Genomic DNA, 19516 nt, shown 5'->3' with positions numbered 1-19516 from the left:
AACCCCCTGAAAATTAATTTTCAGGGGTTTTTGTTTGATAATTTGGTTCAATATTTTTATCATCTTTCTCATCCAAAGATTCAAGATATTCTGCTTTCAAACGTTCTTGTTCTTGGTAAATATCCCATAAACGCTCGGCTTGTGGATCATAATAATTTTCTTGATCCCATTTCGGAACTTCTTTTTGTGGACCAATATTTCTAAACAAATAAGCAAAAAATGCACCCGAAATAAATCCACTTAAATGTCCTTCCCAAGAAATAGAATTACTACTTGTATCTGTTTTTAATTGTGGTAAAATTTCTTGAGGAACCATTCCCCAAATCATTCCGCCGTATAATAAAATAATGATTAATGAAATCGCCATTAAACCGCGTTCTTTTCTAATAATTCCACTGAAAAATATGAACGAAGCCAATAAATAAACGATAGAACTTGCTCCGATATGGCAACTTACATTATCATCTAAAAAAGGAGGATTTCCAATCATCCAAAGAATAATTCCTGATAAAATCCAACCAAAAAAAATAACATAATAAGCTAATCTATCGTACATCAATAGTGCGATAAAGCTAAGAAATGCTAACGGAAAGGTATTACTGATAATGTGTTTCCAACCCGAATGAAATAAAGGTGAGAGCAGAATTCCTTTCAATCCTACGAAAGTTCTCGGAATAACGCCGTAACAACCGTTTAAATTGTATCCGTTTTGTTGGAACAAAAAGATAATCCACATTGGTATAAGCAGTAGCAGAGGAATTATAATAGTTTTCTTCGGAAAAGGATAACTCATAAAATTGGTTTTGAAAACATCATTCAATCTTTATTCCTTTCCAGAAAATCTGCCAATTTTGGTCAAATTAAGTTTAATAGCGTTTTATTAATTCTCTCGCAAGCAATTTCCAATCTGTCCATTTCACGCCTAATTGATGATTTTGAACAGCAATTTTATGTTGGTAATTCAAATGCTTAATCACTTCCTTATAAGCTTTTATCAAATTAAAATTCGGATCATAAATATGAGTTGCTTCAGAATTTGCACCATTAATTTCAAGTATGACAAAATTTCCGTTCTGAAAATCTTCTAAACTTTTTGCTTTCAAATCGATACGACCATAATAAAAACCATCAATTTTTTGTGCGATTTGATCTATAGTTTCTTCTAATTTAGACGTTTTTAGAGAAGATCCATCTAAAAAAGTTGTTCCTCGACTATGATTTCCTATTGGTTCAACCAATAATTTTTCATCTTTTTGAAGAACTGAATTTAGTTCGTTTTGTAAACGTTTAAACAAATAATCTTTTCGGTAAAAAGCTCTTAAATTTTGTTCGATTAATTCTTTCAAAGTTGATTTTCCATCACCCGTAAACGTCAAAAAATCTTTTGCTGTTATCGACAGTATTTTACCATTTTTTTCTTTTGGTAATCTAACATAGAAAACACCAAACTCAAAGTTTGATTGAATATATTCTTGTAAAATTAAATCTCGATTATTTTGCTCTAAATAATTTTTCCAATCAATTTCATTTCTGATTAATTCTACACCAATTCCACGTTCACCAAGATTTGGTTTTGCAATAAAGGGAAAATTAAACGGAATTTCTTGTGTTGTAAATTCATCAAAAAAAATGGTTTTTGGCTTATAATTTTTATCAATTTGATTGAGTAAATCAATTTTAGAATAATCAATAAATCCGCCCCATTTCATTGTAGGATTTGCCGAGCAAAAGTAAGCTGGAGCGCCTGTTTGAAAGATTTTATAAATGTACCAAGGTGTCAATGGCGCATAAAATAACCAGAATGGCCAAAATTCGTATCGTGTCCATTTTGTTATTTTCGGATTCATTTTTCTTGATTTTGAAAAGCAATTGTAGAAGATGCAATTCCAAAATTTTGTGGAATTTTAATCGTTGAAAAATGAGTTTCGATCGCAATTTTAATCAACGCAAAATGATGAATGCTATGATCAAAACAATACATTAATTCGCGATAATTTGTGGTATTAATTGTGAAATTCTCTCCGTAATAATTCTGTTTTAGCTGAATTGTTTTTTCTAAATCTAAACGTTCTATTTGTGATTTTAGATGATTCAGCGTATTCAAACTTTCAACAACCGAATTTTCTAAAGCACGATTTCGCTCTCTATCATCATAACAAATACAATTGTTTTTTTGCGCTTGTAAAAAGCACGAATAAAACTCGATAATATGACGAAAATGTTGACCAACAGAAGCACCAGAAATGATTTCTAATTCCTTTTGAAAAGACAGATCGTCAAATTGCAAAAGAATCGATTTCATTTCATCAAAGGAATGCGCTATAGTTTTCTGAATACTCATAATTCTTTGCAAAGATAAATTTTTACATTTGAACTAAATTGAAAAATGAGATGTGTATAATCAGTTTTTACAGAAATGAGGATGAATTTGTGTTGACGCACAACCGAGATGAGGAAATAAATCGTTCTTCTTCTAAAGAGATTGTGGAGCAAAAGCGTTTTGATAAAACTTATTTTTCGCCTGTAGATGAGCGCGCAAATGGAACTTGGATTTTTTATTCGGAACAATATGTTGCGTGTATTTTGAATGGAGGAATCGAAAAACCAATGCATTTCAAAGAAAAATACAGAGAAAGTAGAGGAATTATCTTATTAGATTTATTGAAATATAATTCTGTAAATGAGTTTATTAATTCGGAAAATTTGTCAGGAATCGCACCTTTTACAATTTTTGTTTTTGAAAGACTAACTAAAAATGCTTACCTTTTGTTTTGGAATGAAAATAAACTGAGCGTAAAAGATATTTCGCAAGAAAAAATTGTGACATGGTGTTCGTCGACATTGTACAGTCCTGAAAGAAGAAATGAAATTGATGAAATTTTTAATCAAAATAATGATTTAAAATCCGAAGAAATTTTAGAACTTCACGATGATTTGAAAATGAAAAAAGGTGATTTGTACGATTTTTTAGCAACGACATCTATCTCTCAAATTATTATGAATTCTTTAAGAATTGATATGAAATATTGTCAGCTATTTTGAAATTAATAGACAATAATTCGTTATTTTAAGGAATCATCAAATCATTTCGGACATAGGCATAATTTATGCTATAGTCTATCAGAATAATTATATTTGTTAAAGACAGCTTAAATAATAAAATGAACGATAATTTCTCACAACAAGTAAAAGACGTTATTTCTTATAGTAAGGAAGAAGCGTTGAGATTAGGCCACGACCAAATAGGAACGGAACACCTTCTGTTGGGGATTATTCGCGACGGTGAAGGGAAAGCCATTTCTGTCTTAGAAGCATTGAATGTCGATTTAGACGAAATGCGTCAAAAAATAGAAAACCTAAACCCAGCAAAAGAAACTCCAGGTAATAATATAAAAAATTTGAGTTTGACAAAACAAGCTGAAAGAGCGTTGAAAACAACATTCTTAGAAGCAAAATTGTTTAAAAGTCCGACTGTAAATACAATTCACTTATTATTGTGTATTCTTCGTAATGAAAACGATCCGATTACAAAATTGATGAATAAGTTGGATATTGATTACAATACAGTAAAGGAGGAATTCAAATTTCAATTTCAAGATGAGGAAATTCAATCTCCTCGTGCAGAAAATCCATCTTTTGATGGAGGTGATTCTGATAACGATTTTGAGCGTGCATCTACAAGTAAACCTACTTCGAAAAGTAAAACACCAGTTTTAGATAATTTCGGACGAGATTTGACAGCGATTGCGCAAGAAGGAAAATTAGATCCTGTAGTTGGACGCGAAAAAGAAATAGAACGTGTTTCGCAAATTCTTTCTCGTCGTAAAAAGAACAATCCATTGTTAATTGGAGAGCCAGGTGTTGGTAAATCTGCAATTGCAGAAGGTTTAGCGTTAAGAATTGTACAACGTAAAGTTTCGCGCGTATTGTTCAACAAACGTGTGGTAACATTAGATTTAGCATCATTAGTTGCTGGAACTAAATATCGTGGACAATTTGAAGAGCGTATGAAAGCAATCATGAATGAATTAGAGAAAAATGATGATATTATTCTTTTCATTGATGAGTTACATACAATTGTTGGAGCAGGAGGAGCTACGGGTTCTTTAGACGCTTCTAACATGTTCAAACCTGCTTTGGCGCGTGGTGAATTACAATGTATTGGAGCAACAACGTTGGACGAATATCGTCAATATATTGAAAAAGATGGTGCATTAGTTCGTCGTTTTCAAAATGTGATGGTTGAACCAACAACTCCAGAAGAAACATTACAGATTTTACATAATATCAAAGATAAGTATGAAGCGCATCATAATGTAAATTATACAGATGAAGCGTTGCAAGCTTGTGTAAATTTGACAACACGTTATATTACAGATCGTTTCTTGCCAGATAAAGCGATTGATGCTTTAGATGAAGCGGGTTCTCGCGTGCATATCAAGAATATAAAAGTTCCTCAAGAAATTTTAGATCTTGAAGCAAAATTAGAAGAAGTTCGCGAAGAGAAAACGAAAGTTGTAAAATCTCAAAAATACGAAGAAGCTGCTCGTTTACGTGATTCAGAGAAACAAATAGAAAGTGATTTGAAACGTGAGCAAGCAAAATGGGTACAAGAATCGAAAGAGAATCGTGAAACAGTTACAGAAGAAAATGTAGCGGAAGTTGTTTCGTTGATGTCTGGCGTTCCTGTACATCGTGTAGCTGAAAAAGAATTGAAAAAATTGGCTCAGATGAATGAGTTAATGAAAGGAAAAGTAATTGGTCAAGATGAAGCGGTAACGAAAGTTGTAAAAGCAATTCAACGTAATCGTGCAGGATTGAAAGATCCGAACAAACCAATTGGTTCATTCATTTTTTTAGGAACTACGGGTGTTGGTAAAACACAATTAGCGAAAGTTTTGGCGAAAGAAATCTTTGATTCGAATGATGCGTTAATTCGTATCGATATGTCAGAATACATGGAGAAATTTGCCGTTTCTCGCTTAGTTGGAGCACCTCCGGGCTACGTTGGTTACGAAGAAGGTGGACAATTGACAGAAGCAGTTCGTCGTAAACCATATGCGGTAATTTTGTTAGATGAGATTGAGAAAGCGCATCCAGATGTATTCAATATCTTGTTACAAATTTTGGATGATGGTCATGTAACAGATAGTTTAGGTCGTAAAGTTGATTTCCGTAATACGATTATCATTTTAACGTCTAACATTGGTACAAGACAATTGAAAGAGTTTGGAGATGGTGTTGGATTTGGAACTTCATCTAAGAAAGATTCTGCTGATGAACGCGCAAAATCAACAATTGAAACAGCTTTAAAACGTGCTTTCGCGCCAGAATTTTTGAATCGTATTGATGATATTATTTTCTTTAATTCATTGACAAAAGAAGACATCATGAAAATCATCGATATTGAATTAGCAAGTTTAATCGAGCGTTTAATAGCTTTGAATTATCATATTGAATTAACAGAGGAAGCGAAGAATTTTATCGCAGACAAAGGATTTGATAAAGATTATGGAGCTCGTCCGTTGAAACGTGCTATTCAGAAATACATCGAAGATCCAATGGCAGAAGAAATTATCAATGCTGTAATTAGTGAAGGAGATGAATTAACTCTTGATTTAAATGAAGCAAAAGATGGTGTTAAAATTTCTGTAAAAGGAAAAACGAAAGAAGAAAAATCAGAATAATTTCTAAGTTTCTATAATAGAAAGGCTTGAACATTTTTGTTCAAGCCTTTTTTATTTCGGTAACTTTTGCCGTACATTTGCGCTCAGCAAGCCACTTTGTCGCTTCATGTATGTGAAGAGGAAAGTCCGGGCTCCAAAGAGTAAGCATAGCGGGTAACGCCCGTCCGTCGAGAGGCGAGGACAAGTGCAACAGAAAGTATGTACAGTTCGGCTGTAGTGAAACCAGGTAAACTCTATGCGGAGCAATGCCATGTATACCAGCAGTTAAGAGCTACTCGTTCGTTGCTGGGGGGTAGGCAGATTGATATTTTAGGTAACTAAAATACTAGATAAATGACAAAGCATCTTGATTTATTAAGGTGACAGAACCCGGCTTATCGGCTTGCTTTTTTCTATTTTTTGAAGTAAAGACTAAATAATTCTGAAGTATTAGAACAGTTGTTCTTTTTCAAAATATTTCTTCGATGCGTGTCAATAGTATGTTTACTTAAATCTATAGCGTTTGCTATATCCTGACTTGTGTAGCCTTTAATCAGAAATTCGATAATCTCCGTTTCTTTTTTTGTAAGTTGTAAAGATGAATTTGTTTTTGAATTAAGAAGATTATTCAATCCATCTTTGATGTTGTAAATATGCATAATAGGCTTTCCTCCAACCTTTATTTGTGTGATGTCAGTCGCTAAACAAAAAACTCGATTTGGTAAAAAATTTTTACTTAATTCGTAAAAGAAATGTTGCAAATGAATTTGATGAATTTCTCCTTTTTTATCTATCACACGAAAATCATAAGTAAATTTATAATTCATTCTTTCTTCAGGGACAATTTCCATACTAAAATTTGCAATTCGTTGCTGAATATCAATCACATGTTGCAAATCATCGGGATGTACCATTTGAACACATAATTCAGCTGTATATTCGTCAGGAAGATAACCCAAAATATCTTCGCATTGAGGAGAAACATATTCGAATGTTGCAGAATTAGGATTGATGAAATACATAAAAGATTCACCAAGAGCAAGACTTCTTAAAGTTTGTAAATAATCATTAATCGATTGAAAACTCTCATTTTTTTCGTTTAAGGTTCTACGATCTGTATTTTCACTCCATAGTTTTTTTACAATACTTGCATATTCAGTAATAGATTTTTGATTTGCTTTTTTCATATGCTTACAAGTAAAAGTTAATAAAATACCATTAAATGAGTATTTTTTAAGTTAGTAATATAAACTAATTTTGCAAAATATATATAGGATTAAAGCAGTTTTGCTTTTTCAACCAACCTATTTTATATTTAACCTATAAAAAAAGGAGCTAAATTTTTTAGCTCCTTTTTAATATTATGATGGAATTAAAGTAAAGATTTTACTTTCTCGATTACAGCAGTAGAATCGATTCCATATTTTTTCATTAAATCTGAAGGTGTTCCAGATTCACCGAATTTATCATTAACCGCAACAAAAGCTTGTTTTGTTGGTAATTTTTGAGCTAAAACTCTTGCAACAGATTCACCTAAACCACCTAAAATATTATGTTCTTCAGCTGTTACAATTTTTCCTGTTTTCTTTACAGAGTTTAAGATAATTTCTTCATCCAATGGTTTGATTGTATGAATATTGATCACCTCACAAGAAATTCCTTCTTTTTCTAACTCAGCAGCAGCAACCAAAGATTCCCAAACTAAGTGACCTGTCGCAACAATTGTTACATCAGAACCTTCGTTCATTAAGATACCTTTACCAATTTCAAATTTTTGGTCAGCTGGTGTGAAAACTGGAACAGCAGGACGACCGAAACGTAAGTAAACAGGACCTTCATATTCAGCTGCAGCAATTGTAGCCGCTTTAGTTTGATTGTAATCACAAGGATTGATAACCACCATTCCTGGTAACATTTTCATCAAACCAATATCTTCTAATGTTTGATGAGTTGCACCATCTTCTCCTAACGTTAAACCAGCGTGCGATGCAGCGATTTTTACATTTTTGTTAGAGTAAGCGATAGATTGACGAATTTGATCGTACACACGAGCTGTAGAAAATTCAGCGAAAGTTCCTGTGAAAGGAATTTTACCTCCAATTGTCAAACCTGCAGCAATTCCCATCATGTTTGCTTCAGCAATACCAATTTGGAAAAAACGCTCTGGGTTTTCTTTGATAAATTGATCCATTTTCAATGAACCAATCAAGTCAGCACACAATGCAACAACGTTAGGATTTGTTCTTCCTAACTCTGTCAATCCATCTCCGAATCCACTACGTGTATCTTTTTTTTCTGTGTATGTTAAGTCTATCATTGTTTTTGTTTTTTGTATTCGTTTTTGTATTTTTCTACTTCTGTTTTTTCATCAAATTGATAAATAAAATCATTTGGCGAAACATTAATTTCTTCTTCCTCTTCGGCGCTCTTTTTTATCCAATTTTCTAAGATTTCAACATTTTCTAACACAATATTATGTCCAACTCGATAAATCAAGCCTTTCAAATTTAGTTCAGAATTGATAAACGGAACGGTGTTGATGTTAGAATTTGTATCGATGCAAATTTCTGTACCATTGTCGTTGTCATTATCTTTTCTGAAAATGTTATACACTTCACATTGTTTATTTAGAATCGTTTCTTTTTGACCAGTTCTATTCGCAACATAACTATTTCCGATTGCGGAATTTGTTAAACTTGGATTATTAGTCGCTAAAAAAGAATTTCCTAATAAATCTTTTGTGCCTTCGAAATCAATTTTAAAAACCTTCGGATTTTCTTCTTCGCTGTAAACAGAATACATATTGTCGTTTACTTTTAATGAAGCGAAGTTTCCCATCGGTGTTCGCGTAATCATCAAATGTGCTTTGTAATCTTTGGTTGATAAAATGTCCAAAAAATCTGAATAGAAATCACTTTTGATACGATATTGAATAACGTTTTCGAATTTATACGATTGCATTTGAGCGAAAGTTAAACATGTAAAAAGCGTTAATATAAAACTGATTGATTTTTTCATTATCGAATTGATTTGATAAGTATTAATCCAAAGAATTCAAGAAAGTAGTTAACTTATCTTTGTCTTCTTTTTTCAGTTTATCATATTTGTTATTGATTTCTAAAACACTTTTTCTTATTGCATCAATTGTTCCCGAAAGAGCAACACTTCCGCTTTGATAAATGTACATATCGCACACTTGTCCTGCGTAATTGTAAACCAAATTTCCTAAATCTTTATCTGTAAAAGTCGGAATTTTAGCTTTCAAATTTTTGCAATGTTCTGGTGCAACTTTCATGAAATCTTGAATGTCTGGATTGTCGATTGCCAAATCGATTTTGCTAATATCTGTCGTTTTGTAAGCAGATGTATAAGGATCATAATATTCGGCTAAACTAACTTCTGTTGCAGCAACAGCAGAATCTACTGCTACAGCCGCTTCATCATAATCTGTTGAAACTTCTGTTAATTTAAACTTTTTAGCATCATCGAAATACGTTTTGAAAAGGTTATTTAATTCTTTTACTTCGCTTTTGTTTGCTAATTTATTCTTTTTGAATTGTTTTACCAATTGATTTGTAGAACCTTGCGCAGTTGCCAAAGCTTTAGAACGCTCTATATCAGGATTTCCATCATAATCACTATCATTATAAATCAAGCTATAATTTAATGAAGCAACAGTTCCAAAAAGACTATTTACGTTATCACTTTCTGATGTTTGATAATTGTAATAATTAATAATAGGATCCTCGTAACGATTGTCTGGTGAATAAGCTACTGCTTCGGCTGCATAAGCCGTATCTACAGACGACATCATGTTATCGTATTCTTGTTTCTTTTTTGCCAATTCGTTAGTAAAACTTTCGATTTCTTTTTTCTCATCAAAAGTTACTTTTACGTTAGAATTTGCAATATTTTGAATCGTTAATCCATTAAAATCTCCTGCGTCATATCTAATTAAAAGCCCTTTCAATTTTGTTTGAGGAAACATAATCGCAACGTTATTAATTGCATTTTTTTCATCAACACATAATGTAGAAGATTTTGTTTCGAAATCTGTTTTAGATGTTAATTCGTATTCATTACACTTATATCCATTGATCGTTGTAGATGAATTTAGATTTTTAACTGAAATAAATTTCTCGAACAAGTTATCTGAATAAGTTTTTAAACTATCATCCGATATACCTTCGTAATAATAAGGGGCTTTTATCGATAATTGATTTTCTAATGAATTGGCATATACTTCGAAAAACTTGCTGTTGTTGATAAAGAAAGCATCTTTATTAAAGCTTCCTGAAGTATAAGGACCTCCTTCCGAAGTTCCTAAAACAGCGTCTTTAGAAATATAGGTTACAAAAAATAAATCTTTTTGACCATCTAAATAAGTCTGATATTCTTCTGGTAAATTGATTTTATACGATACTTTTTTGTCAAAAGAATATGTTTTTTCCTGCCCAAAGGCTGTTAAAGAACAAAGCGTAAGTATAGAATAAAATAACGTTTTCATAGTATTTTGATTGTGTTGAAATTATTAATAATCTGTCAATTCAGTTTCAGGATTTTGCTCTAATGCAGAAGCTAATTGCTCGTCGTTAGGCGCTTTTCCGTGCCAAGAGTGGCTTCCCATCATGTAATCAACTCCATTACCCATTTCTGTGTGTAATAAAATTGAAACTGGTTTTCCGTTTCCTGTTAATGTTTTAGCTTCTTCTAAAATAGCAATTACTTTTTCTAAGTTATTTCCATCTTTTTCTTCTAAAACAATCCATCCAAAAGCTTCTAATTTAGCTTTCAAATCTCCTAATGGTAAAACGTGGTCTGTATCACCATCAATTTGACGACCATTGTAGTCAATCGTTGCAATTACATTATCCACTTTTTTACCAGCAGCATACATAAAAGCTTCCCAGACTTGACCTTCTTGTAATTCACCGTCACCATGTAATGTGTAAACTAATTTATCGTCGTTGTTTAATTTTTTTGCTTGAGCAGCACCTAAAGCAACTGATAAACCTTGTCCTAAAGATCCAGAAGCGATACGAATTCCAGGTAAACCTTCGTGTGTTGTTGGGTGACCTTGTAAACGAGAATCTAATTTTCTGAATGTAGCTAATTCGCTAACAGGGAAGAATCCTGAACGAGCTAATGTGCTGTAGAAAACTGGTGAAATGTGACCGTTTGATAAGAAGAATAAATCTTCTCCTTTTCCGTCCATAGAGAAGTCTGTAGAGTAAGTCATGATTTTACCGTATAATGCAGCAAAATATTCTGCACAACCTAATGATCCACCTGGGTGTCCACTATTTACGGCATGTACCATTCTCAAAATATCTCTCCTTGTTTGTTGTACTTGTGTTTGAAGTTCTTGAAGTGTCATTGTTTGTTTATAAAAATTTGAACAAAAATAATTCTTTTTTGTAGGGCAAAAAAATCGTAGAACATAAATCACTACAATTGGGGAGAATAATCGGTAATAATAGCTAACCTACTTATGAGACTATAAAAACCAGCGCTGAAGTTTATAAAGAAGAAGCTTGAAGTTAGTTAATAAGAAGGCAAGAGTTTTACAACGTTTATTTATCTTTTTGTAATCTTCTAATTGTAAAGGGTACAGAGAGATGTTTTTTAATAAAAAAGACGAAGCAAAACTTCGTCTTTTTTATTTATTCTTCTTCCACATGCCATTCGCCACGATGAGGTATCAAAGCGTCACGGACTTGTATCATTTCAGATTCTACCACCACCAAATAAGCAACTGCATATTCTGGTTCAACCTCTACAAATTCAGAAAATGTACTTTGTAACTTTTCTTTTTCTGCATATTGTTTCAAGTGAATTGCATGATGTTTTGCAGTTGGTATAGCATCGGGACCATAAAAATCCCAGATTAATTTTAATTTCTTTTCCATTTTTAATTTAATTCTTTTTGACGATTAGAACTTACTAACCACAAACCGATAAAGGTTAATAAACCATTCAAAATGATTAATTCAACACCAATTTTGTAATCAGTAAAATTAATCACTAATTCGTTGATGATATACGTAAAAATAGGTGCTAAAATAGCAACTGTAATAATTGAATATTTTCTGTAAATGTTACGTTTCGTTAAAATTCCGAAAGCAAACAATCCTAATAAAGGTCCGTAAGTATAACCTGCAATTTCCATCACAAGATAAACAATTGATTTGTTGTTAATCATTTTGAAAACCATAATCAAGATAAAGAAAACTACCGTGAAAATTAAGTGAACACGAATACGAATCTTTTTCTTTTCTTTTTCTGATTTTTCTTTGTCTTCGTTGATGTTTAATAAATCGACGCAATATGAACTTGTAACCGCCGTTAAAGCTCCGTCGGCAGAAGGAAATAAAGCAGAAATTAATCCGATAATAAAAATTACAGAAATAATCATTGGGAAATGATGTCCTAACAGCGAAAGTGCTGGAAACATATCATCACCCATAATATTTTGTCCGCCTTGTTCCATAAAGAAACCATCAGCAGTATAAAAACCACCTTCACTCATTGCGTATAAATAAAGCAATCCACCCAAAAATAAGAACGCTAAATTCACAATCAATAATGTTCCAGCGAACGTCAACATATTCTTTTTTGAGTTTTGAAGATTATCAACAGAAATATTTTTTTGCATCATTTCTTGGTCAAGACCAGTCATCGCAATTGTGATAAACATTCCGCCCAAAATTGTTTTTAAGAAATAAGTTTTCGAATTTGGATCAAGATTAATGAAATGGGTATAGTTTTTGGCTTGCATCCTATCGTAAGCTTCACCAACAGATAAATTAAGATGCGAAAGGATAAACCAAATACAAGCAATCAAGCTAATGATCATAAATGATGTTTGCAAGGTGTCGGTTACGACAATTGTTTTTACTCCACCTTCGAACGTGTATAATAATATCATCAATAATAAGACAAATGTTGTTGCCCAAAATGGTACGCCTAAATTGTCTAATAAAAATATTTGTAACACATTTACAACTAAATATAAACGTGCTGTTGCGCCAATTCCACGAGAAATAATAAAGAAAACCGATCCCATTTTATGTGCTTCAACATTGAAACGTTTTCCTAAATAGGTGTAAATTGAGGTTAGATTCATTCGGTAATAGAGTGGAAGTAATACCCCCGCGACGATAAAATAACCAAGAAAAAATCCGATAACCATCATATAATATTCGAATCCTCCATAAATATATTCGGAACCAGTTAATTTTCCGACCGTACCCGGAACCGAAATAAAAGTAACGCCACTAAGGCTTGTCCCAATCATTCCGAAAGCCACCAACCACCATTTACTTTTTTTGTTTCCGTTAAAAAAAGATTGATTGTCAGAATTTCGACTGGTGAAGTAAGAGATCACTAAAAGTCCTACAAAGTATACGATAACACAAAGTAGTAAAATTGTTGAGTTCATAATTTATTTAGTAAATAAGCCCAAATTTAATATTTTTGAGTGAATGATGATAGATTAATTTTCCGAAGATAAAATTGTAAATTTGTTGTCTATAATTTTTTGAACGAATGAATTACCCAAGCAAGGTTTTAGAGCGAGCTGTAGAAGAGATGTCAAATTTGCCAGGAATAGGAAAGAGAACAGCTTTGCGACTTGTTTTACATATGTTAAATCGTCCCAAATCTCAAACGACGGCTTTATCCGAAGCGCTTTCTCATTTGGTAGATGATGTTAAATATTGTCAACATTGTCATACAATTTCTGATGATGAGGTTTGTGATATTTGCAACAACTCATTGAGAGAAGAAACTATAATTTGTGTCGTGGAAGATGTGCGTGATGTGATGGCGATTGAAAACACAGGACAATTTAAAGGACAATATCACGTTTTAGGAGGAAAGATTTCTCCAATGGAAGGCATTGGACCTGGTCAATTGAATATTCAAACTTTGGTAGATCGTGTTCAAAATGAAAATGTAAAGGAAATAATCTTTGCTTTAAGTTCTACAATGGAAGGAGATACAACTGTTTTTTACTTGTATCGACAATTAAAGAATGCCGAAATTATTTTTTCGACCATTGCACGAGGTCTTGGTGTAGGAGATGAGTTAGAATATGCAGACGAAGCGACGTTGGTTCGTTCTATACAACATCGAATCCCATATTCAGAAAATAAATTTTAAAATGAAATTATCGATAATTATTGTTAGTTATAATGCGCCAAAACATTTAGAGCTTTGTCTTGATTCGTGTCAGGAAGCTTTAAAAAATGTAGATGGCGAAATAATTGTAATTGATAATGATTCATCGGAAATTGATTTTATATTCCTAAAAAAAACTTTTCCTACTGTAAATTTTTTACTTCAGAATGAAAATCTTGGTTTTGCAAAAGCGAATAATATTGGGGTTGAGAATGCTTTGGGAGAATATATTCTGATTCTTAATCCAGATACAATTATTCCAGAGAATTTATTCGAATCTTTGATTGAATTTCATCAGTCAAAAGAAAAAATAGGTTTTGTGGGAGTACGAATGATAGATACAAACGGAAATTTTCATCCAGAATCAAAACGTAATATTCCGACAGCTAAAAATTCATTTTCTAAGTTGTATAGTCGATTTAATCATTCAAAGAAAAATAATTATTACAAATTAGAAGTTGATGAATTTGAAATTGCTCCTTGCGAAATTTTAGTTGGTGCTTTTATGTTCACCACGAAGAAAATCTATCAGGAAATTGGAGGATTTGATCCACGTTATTTTATGTATGGAGAAGATATAGATTTGTCTTTTAGTGCAGAATTGGCTGGTTATAAAAATTATTATAAAGGAGATATAACGGTTTTACATTACAAGGGAGAAAGTACGAAAAAAGATAAAAAATATTATAAACATTTTTTTGAAGCCATGATGATTTTCTTAGCAAAATATTATCAAAAAAATTGGTTGCATTATCAACTTTTACGTTCGGGAATTTTGATTAAATATTTAATTCAATTATTTAAATTTTCTTTACATTCACCTAATAATACGTCTAAAATAGAAGTAAATGCAGAAGAATTATTTTGGATAAATATAAATACGGATTTAAAATCTTTATCAAATAATGAAATTGTAATTGATACAGTTTTTTTTACTTATCAAGAGATATTATCAATCATTTCTGAAAACAACTCTTCTTCACGTTCATTTTATATTCGCCCTAAAAATAAAAATTATGTAATAGGCGATGATAAGCAGATTATAAATCTATAAAAACAAAAAAAGCTGAATCTTAATGACCAGCTTTTACAGTATCTTTTTTCTCAACTTTCGGAGTTTCTGCCGTTTTTGTAGAATCTTTCACTTCTTCGTGTTTTTCTTCAACAGCTTCCTCATGTTTTTCGTGACCTTCGTGAGCAGCTTCAGATTTGTGGTGCATTTCTTCTGCAGTAGCTGGTTCGTGAACAACTGGAAGAACTCCGTGATTTACACTTGCTTTAGAGTTACAAGAAGTAGCGAATGCTGCAACAGCTACTAAAAGAATTAATTTTTTCATGTCTTACAAATTTATTGTATGGGTATATTATTATAATTGTTTTGACAAAATTAGTTAAAAACATTGAGTTCAACTAACTGATTTATTTCAATTGTGCAATTTTCTGAATTCCACCTTTTGTTTTATCTCCAACCTTTACATTAATCTCAGTATCAAGTGGTAAAAAGATATCAACACGCGATCCGAACTTGATGAAGCCATATTCTTTACCAGCAACAGCGTCGTCATTCTCTTTACTGTAACAAACAATTCTTCGTGCAACTGCACCTGCAATTTGTCTGAAAAGAACTTTTGTATGATCTGCATTTTCTACAACAACAGTTGTTCTTTCATTCAATTCTGATGATTTTGGATGAAACGCAACCAAAAATTTTCCTGGATGATATTTCGAATAAATCACTTTTCCATTCACGGGATAACGCGTTACATGTACGTTAAGAGGCGTCATGAAAATTGATAATTGAATACATTTTTGATTCAAAAATTCACTTTCAAATACTTCTTCTAATACAACAACTTTTCCATCAACTGGTGCGATAACGCAGTTTTCTGACGAATCTGATTCACGAATTGGGTTTCTGAAAAACCAAACGATAAATCCGTAAAGTATCCATAATGGTAAGGCAAAGTAAAAACCATATACAGGAAAAAAGTAATGTAATACTCCTGTAGCGATTGCAAATAAAATTAAGCAACCTATCAAAATTGCTGTTCCTTCTCTGTGAAGTTTCATAAAGTATATACTAATAAATAATATAAATAAACAAATGGTATGACAAATATAAAACTATCTAATCGATCTAAAAAACCGCCATGTCCTGGAATAAGGTTAGAGCTGTCTTTTACATTAAAAAATCGTTTTAATTTAGATTCTGTCAAATCTCCCAATGGACCTAATGCTGCAACGATCAAACCAATAATCATCCAGTTTCCGTGCAAGTTCTCTCCAAAATATTTCTGAATTAAGAATCCAGCGATAATGGTGAAAATAATTCCTCCAAAAAAACCTTCCCACGTTTTTGCTCCCGAAATTTTAGGTGCTAATTTATGTTTTCCAATTAAGTTTCCTGTTAAATATGCAAATGTATCACTGCTCCAAAGTAATAAGAAAACGAAAAACACTTCGTAATGCATCACTTTTTCACCTAAATTATAATCAAAACTAGGTAAAGTTAATGCTAAGGCAAATGGTGCGATAACGTATGTTAAACCTAAAGTAGCTTTTCCAAAATCGTTCAATAATTCATTGGTTGATTTGAAAATAATATAAATACTAAAAACAAATAAAACTGGAATGATGAAGTACAAACTTTTTAAATGAAAATAGTAATGATTTGAAGTTTCGAAAGCTTCTAAAAATTCTTTTCCATAATATCCAAAAACAACTAAGGCAGCTAAAAGTGCTCCTAATTGATAAAGTTTATTGGTAAGATTAGTGATTTTAAAAAACTCGTACAAACAAAAAAGTCCAAAAACCATCATCAAAACAATCAAACCTTTTGGATTTATCGTTGTCCCGAAAAATATAATAAGTGCGTAAATAAGTCCAGAGAAAGCTCTAATTGCTAAATTTTTCATAGCTAATCTTCAACCAATAACAAATAAATATTCTTCGCGTTGTCTACGTTGGGAAATTTGTGCATATTTTTTCCTCGAATCGAAGTTATTTTAGATGGAAGGTTGTCTTTTTTTAATGTTCGTAATTTCTGTAATGCCACACTCACATTTTCCACTAATTGTGACGGGCGTGCATAGATAATAAAATTTGACGGAAAATCAGCAATATTTCTACCATAAGTTTGATGCGCCGATAACATAATACTTCCATCAAAAGCAATCAGAAATTCGCAACTAAGAAAACTAAGCGTATAACGAGAATCGCATGGATTTTCGACAAAAGGAATATTGACTGAATTAAGAACCTGTTGTAAATTTGGATCAGGACAAATTAATTCGGTTACATTTTCGTAATTGACAATCTCTTTAAGGTTTTTAGAAGCCTCCTCTATATTATCACAAAATAAAAAATGTCCACCACCTACATTAAAGTTTGTAGCAAATACTTCATCCATAGAAATCTTTTGGTCAGCATAATTCGGATGAAATAAATCAATGTGATTATCATCTGAATTCTCTGCTGATTTTTCAGTAGCTTTTTTAAGTAGGTTTTTAATTGCTTTCCACATGAAAACTCATGATTTTATATGAAATTAATCAATTACAGCCTAAAGGTAATAATTTTTAACAATATAATAAGAAGTAAAAAAAAAATCGTCCAAATAGGACGATTTTTTCTATTATTTTGAATGAATTTGATTAAATATCATTTCCAGATTCTGGTTGAACAACTTGCTCTGAACCAGCTTCTATAGCTTCTTCTTGTTTTTCTTCGATTTGATCTAATTCGTTTACAAATTTTCTTGGTCCGAAAATTTCTTCCAAATCTTCTCTAAAGATCACCTCTTTCTCAATTAATTTTTGAGCTAAAACATCTAATTGATCGCGATGTTCACGTAAAATATCTTTTGCTCTATCATATTGAGCTTCGATCATTGTTTTTACCTCTTTATCAATTACCTGAGCAGTTTGTTCTGAATAAGGCTTGCTGAAACCATACTCATTTTGTCCAGATGAATCGTAATAAGAAACATTACCAACTTCTTTGTTCAATCCGTAAATACTAACCATTGCAGAAGCTTGTTTTGTAACTTTTTCCAAATCACTTAATGCACCAGTAGAAATATTATTGAAAACAACTTCCTCAGCAGCACGACCACCCATTGTCATACACATTTCGTCTAACAATTGTTCTGTCGTTGTAATTTGTCTTTCTTCTGGCAAATACCAAGCGGCACCTAACGAACGTCCACGAGGAACTATAGTTACTTTAACCAATGGAGCAGCGTGTTCTGTTAACCAACCAATTGTAGCGTGACCAGCTTCATGATAAGCGATACGTTTTTTCTCAGAAGGTTTAATCACTTTACTTTTCTTCTCTAATCCACCAATAATACGGTCAACAGCGTCTAAAAAGTCTTGTTTTTCTACAACGTCTTTGTTTTTACGAGCAGCAACTAAAGCTGCTTCGTTACAAACATTGAATATATCTGCACCAGAGAAACCTGGAGTTTGTTTTGCTAAAAATTCGATTTCAACATCTTCACCTAATTTTAATGGACGTAAGTGAACTGCGAAGATTTCTTTACGTTCGTTTAATTCAGGTAAATCAACGTGAATAATACGGTCAAAACGACCTGGACGCATCAATGCTTTATCCAATACATCAGCACGGTTTGTTGCAGCAATCACAATTACGTTAGATTCTGTTCCGAAACCATCCATCTCTGTTAATAATTGATTTAATGTATTTTCGCGTTCATCATTAGAGCCTGTAAAGTTTGATTTTCCACGTGCGCGACCAATTGCATCAATCTCATCAATAAAGATAATTGAAGGAGATTTTTCTTTTGCATTTTTGAATAAGTCACGTACACGAGATGCACCAACCCCCACAAACATTTCTACGAAATCTGATCCTGATAATGAGAAGAAAGGAACTTTTGCTTCTCCAGCAACAGCTTTTGCTAATAAGGTTTTACCTGTACCTGGAGGTCCTACTAATAAGGCTCCTTTTGGGATACGTCCACCTAATTTTGTAAATTTTTCTGGATGTTTCAAGAATTCAACGATTTCTTCGATTTCTTCTTTTGCACCTTCTAAACCTGCAACATCTTTGAAAGTTGTTTTGATATGATCATCACCTTCAAATAATTTCGCTTTCGATTTTCCGACAGAGAAAATTCCTCCGCCACCTCCAGCAGATCCGCCTCCGCCCATTCGTCTAAATAGTAAGAAGTAGATTAATCCGAAGAAAATTAATGAAATAAAAAGATTCATAAACAAACTTCCAAAACCATTTGATATTTGTGTGTTAAGAACGGCAGTTTTATTTGGACTCTTTTCTACGTTAGCATAAAAATCTTTTTCAAAATTTCCTGCATCAGCAACATTGAAAATAAAGTTTGGAGTACCTGTAGCAAAAGGATTTAAAGTTTCGTTTGATTTTTTAAACTTTTTAAATTCTTCAGTATTCAGAGCTGCGTCCGTTAAATATACACTTACACGTCCTGATTCTTTTTCTAGATTGGCTTCTTTTACGTAACCTTTTTCTACATAAGAAAGGAAAGTCGTACGGTCTATATTTTTAGTAGTTCCGCCGGCACCTCCAATGTTATCAGAAAATAATAGAAAGGCAATCAGCAATAATCCAATAATGGCATATATCCATGTAGGATTAAACCCCGAAGGTTTAAAATTATTTTTTTTCAATTT

19 protein-coding genes and 1 other RNA gene are annotated in these 19516 nt (G+C 32.2%); 5 read left to right on the top strand and 15 right to left on the bottom strand.

What is annotated here, in order from left to right:
* Positions 1-13 precede the first annotated feature (13 nt).
* The 3 genes from B3I31_RS08265 to B3I31_RS08255 all read right to left on the bottom strand — a co-directional run bounded on the left by B3I31_RS08265 (position 14) and on the right by B3I31_RS08255 (position 2341).
* Complete coding sequence (locus tag B3I31_RS08265) at positions 14-793, bottom strand: rhomboid family intramembrane serine protease (RefSeq protein WP_260392035.1); 780 nt, start codon at positions 791-793, stop codon at positions 14-16.
* Positions 794-866: 73 nt separating this feature from the next.
* Positions 867-1847, bottom strand: coding sequence for a hypothetical protein (locus tag B3I31_RS08260; RefSeq protein ID WP_125350526.1), 981 nt, complete (start codon positions 1845-1847; stop codon positions 867-869).
* Positions 1844-2341 carry a hypothetical protein gene (locus B3I31_RS08255; RefSeq protein WP_125350525.1) on the bottom strand — a complete coding sequence of 166 codons (498 nt, stop codon included), beginning with the start codon at positions 2339-2341 and terminating at the stop codon, positions 1844-1846. Before B3I31_RS08255 ends, B3I31_RS08260 begins: the two co-directional genes overlap by 4 nt.
* A gap of 50 nt (positions 2342-2391) precedes the next feature.
* Here B3I31_RS08255 and B3I31_RS08250 point away from each other — a divergent pair, with 50 nt between their 5' ends.
* From B3I31_RS08250 to rnpB, 3 genes are all read left to right on the top strand, one after another.
* Positions 2392-3042 (top strand): NRDE family protein, encoded by a 651-nt coding sequence (locus tag B3I31_RS08250; protein ID WP_115001619.1) that lies wholly within the window; start codon positions 2392-2394, stop codon positions 3040-3042.
* A 119-nt stretch (positions 3043-3161) separates the two neighbouring features.
* Positions 3162-5687, top strand: a complete 2526-nt coding sequence (locus B3I31_RS08245; RefSeq protein ID WP_286494732.1) for an ATP-dependent Clp protease ATP-binding subunit — start codon at positions 3162-3164, stop codon at positions 5685-5687.
* 83 nt (positions 5688-5770) lie between these two features.
* An RNA gene (rnpB, locus tag B3I31_RS08240) (RNase P RNA component class A) lies at positions 5771-6080 on the top strand.
* Here rnpB and B3I31_RS08235 read toward each other — a convergent pair.
* From B3I31_RS08235 to B3I31_RS08205, 7 genes are all read right to left on the bottom strand, one after another.
* Entirely contained in the window at positions 6080-6853 is a 774-nt protein-coding gene (locus B3I31_RS08235) for a LuxR C-terminal-related transcriptional regulator (protein ID WP_219033690.1), read from the bottom strand. The genes rnpB and B3I31_RS08235 overlap by 1 nt on opposite strands.
* Before the next feature lie 185 nt (positions 6854-7038).
* Positions 7039-7980 (bottom strand): transketolase family protein, encoded by a 942-nt coding sequence (locus B3I31_RS08230; RefSeq protein ID WP_180906861.1) that lies wholly within the window; start codon positions 7978-7980, stop codon positions 7039-7041.
* A complete protein-coding gene (locus tag B3I31_RS08225; RefSeq protein WP_180905074.1) occupies positions 7980-8684 on the bottom strand; it encodes a hypothetical protein in 705 nt (234 codons plus the stop codon). Before B3I31_RS08225 ends, B3I31_RS08230 begins: the two co-directional genes overlap by 1 nt.
* A 22-nt stretch (positions 8685-8706) precedes the next feature.
* Entirely contained in the window at positions 8707-10173 is a 1467-nt protein-coding gene (locus B3I31_RS08220) for a hypothetical protein (protein WP_291060567.1), read from the bottom strand.
* Positions 10174-10197: 24 nt separating this feature from the next.
* A complete protein-coding gene (locus tag B3I31_RS08215; protein WP_125350518.1) occupies positions 10198-11043 on the bottom strand; it encodes a transketolase in 846 nt (281 codons plus the stop codon).
* Positions 11044-11329: 286 nt separating this feature from the next.
* A complete protein-coding gene (locus tag B3I31_RS08210; RefSeq protein ID WP_125350517.1) occupies positions 11330-11575 on the bottom strand; it encodes a hypothetical protein in 246 nt (81 codons plus the stop codon).
* A 2-nt stretch (positions 11576-11577) separates the two neighbouring features.
* Complete coding sequence (locus B3I31_RS08205) at positions 11578-13107, bottom strand: sodium:solute symporter (RefSeq protein ID WP_286494731.1); 1530 nt, start codon at positions 13105-13107, stop codon at positions 11578-11580.
* Positions 13108-13214: 107 nt separating this feature from the next.
* Between B3I31_RS08205 and recR the strand changes: the two genes are divergently transcribed.
* Entirely contained in the window at positions 13215-13829 is a 615-nt protein-coding gene (gene recR / locus B3I31_RS08200) for a recombination mediator RecR (protein ID WP_286494730.1), read from the top strand.
* Position 13830: 1 nt separating this feature from the next.
* A complete protein-coding gene (locus B3I31_RS08195; RefSeq protein ID WP_291060564.1) occupies positions 13831-14901 on the top strand; it encodes a glycosyltransferase family 2 protein in 1071 nt (356 codons plus the stop codon).
* A gap of 19 nt (positions 14902-14920) precedes the next feature.
* Here the strand turns inward: B3I31_RS08195 and B3I31_RS08190 are convergent, their stop codons facing one another.
* From B3I31_RS08190 to ftsH, 5 genes are all read right to left on the bottom strand, one after another.
* Positions 14921-15184, bottom strand: a complete 264-nt coding sequence (locus tag B3I31_RS08190; RefSeq protein WP_221854180.1) for a hypothetical protein — start codon at positions 15182-15184, stop codon at positions 14921-14923.
* An 82-nt stretch (positions 15185-15266) separates the two neighbouring features.
* Positions 15267-15917, bottom strand: coding sequence for a phosphatidylserine decarboxylase family protein (locus tag B3I31_RS08185; protein WP_038331813.1), 651 nt, complete (start codon positions 15915-15917; stop codon positions 15267-15269).
* Positions 15914-16762 carry a phosphatidate cytidylyltransferase gene (locus B3I31_RS08180; RefSeq protein ID WP_291060562.1) on the bottom strand — a complete coding sequence of 283 codons (849 nt, stop codon included), beginning with the start codon at positions 16760-16762 and terminating at the stop codon, positions 15914-15916. Before B3I31_RS08180 ends, B3I31_RS08185 begins: the two co-directional genes overlap by 4 nt.
* Positions 16763-16764: 2 nt before the next feature.
* On the bottom strand, positions 16765-17370 hold the full coding sequence (locus tag B3I31_RS08175; protein ID WP_221854182.1) for a hypothetical protein: 606 nt from the start codon (positions 17368-17370) through the stop codon (positions 16765-16767).
* Positions 17371-17500: 130 nt separating this feature from the next.
* Positions 17501-19513 carry an ATP-dependent zinc metalloprotease FtsH gene (ftsH, locus tag B3I31_RS08170; protein ID WP_280036918.1) on the bottom strand — a complete coding sequence of 671 codons (2013 nt, stop codon included), beginning with the start codon at positions 19511-19513 and terminating at the stop codon, positions 17501-17503.
* Between the last annotated feature and the right edge of the window lie 3 nt (positions 19514-19516).

Source organism: Empedobacter sp. UBA3475, assembly GCF_002378465.1.
Classification (GTDB): Bacteria; Bacteroidota; Bacteroidia; order Flavobacteriales; family Weeksellaceae; genus Empedobacter; species Empedobacter falsenii_B.
The sequence above is the reverse complement of the archived record's forward strand: the minus strand, read 5'-3'. Positions and strand labels throughout refer to the sequence as shown.

Excerpts from the sequence above, each read along its gene's own strand:
- B3I31_RS08265 (WP_260392035.1), bottom strand. The coding sequence starts at position 793 with ATGAGTTATCCTTTTCCGAAGAAAACTATTATAATTCCTCTGCTACTG.
- B3I31_RS08260 (WP_125350526.1), bottom strand. The coding sequence starts at position 1,847 with ATGAATCCGAAAATAACAAAATGGACACGATACGAATTTTGGCCATTC.
- B3I31_RS08255 (WP_125350525.1), bottom strand. The coding sequence starts at position 2,341 with ATGAGTATTCAGAAAACTATAGCGCATTCCTTTGATGAAATGAAATCG.
- B3I31_RS08250 (WP_115001619.1), top strand. The coding sequence starts at position 2,392 with ATGTGTATAATCAGTTTTTACAGAAATGAGGATGAATTTGTGTTGACG.
- B3I31_RS08245 (WP_286494732.1), top strand. The coding sequence starts at position 3,162 with ATGAACGATAATTTCTCACAACAAGTAAAAGACGTTATTTCTTATAGT.
- B3I31_RS08235 (WP_219033690.1), bottom strand. The coding sequence starts at position 6,853 with ATGAAAAAAGCAAATCAAAAATCTATTACTGAATATGCAAGTATTGTA.
- B3I31_RS08225 (WP_180905074.1), bottom strand. The coding sequence starts at position 8,684 with ATGAAAAAATCAATCAGTTTTATATTAACGCTTTTTACATGTTTAACT.
- B3I31_RS08220 (WP_291060567.1), bottom strand. The coding sequence starts at position 10,173 with ATGAAAACGTTATTTTATTCTATACTTACGCTTTGTTCTTTAACAGCC.
- B3I31_RS08215 (WP_125350518.1), bottom strand. The coding sequence starts at position 11,043 with ATGACACTTCAAGAACTTCAAACACAAGTACAACAAACAAGGAGAGAT.
- B3I31_RS08210 (WP_125350517.1), bottom strand. The coding sequence starts at position 11,575 with ATGGAAAAGAAATTAAAATTAATCTGGGATTTTTATGGTCCCGATGCT.
- B3I31_RS08205 (WP_286494731.1), bottom strand. The coding sequence starts at position 13,107 with ATGAACTCAACAATTTTACTACTTTGTGTTATCGTATACTTTGTAGGA.
- recR (WP_286494730.1), top strand. The coding sequence starts at position 13,215 with ATGAATTACCCAAGCAAGGTTTTAGAGCGAGCTGTAGAAGAGATGTCA.
- B3I31_RS08195 (WP_291060564.1), top strand. The coding sequence starts at position 13,831 with ATGAAATTATCGATAATTATTGTTAGTTATAATGCGCCAAAACATTTA.
- B3I31_RS08190 (WP_221854180.1), bottom strand. The coding sequence starts at position 15,184 with ATGAAAAAATTAATTCTTTTAGTAGCTGTTGCAGCATTCGCTACTTCT.
- B3I31_RS08185 (WP_038331813.1), bottom strand. The coding sequence starts at position 15,917 with ATGAAACTTCACAGAGAAGGAACAGCAATTTTGATAGGTTGCTTAATT.
- B3I31_RS08180 (WP_291060562.1), bottom strand. The coding sequence starts at position 16,762 with ATGAAAAATTTAGCAATTAGAGCTTTCTCTGGACTTATTTACGCACTT.
- B3I31_RS08175 (WP_221854182.1), bottom strand. The coding sequence starts at position 17,370 with ATGTGGAAAGCAATTAAAAACCTACTTAAAAAAGCTACTGAAAAATCA.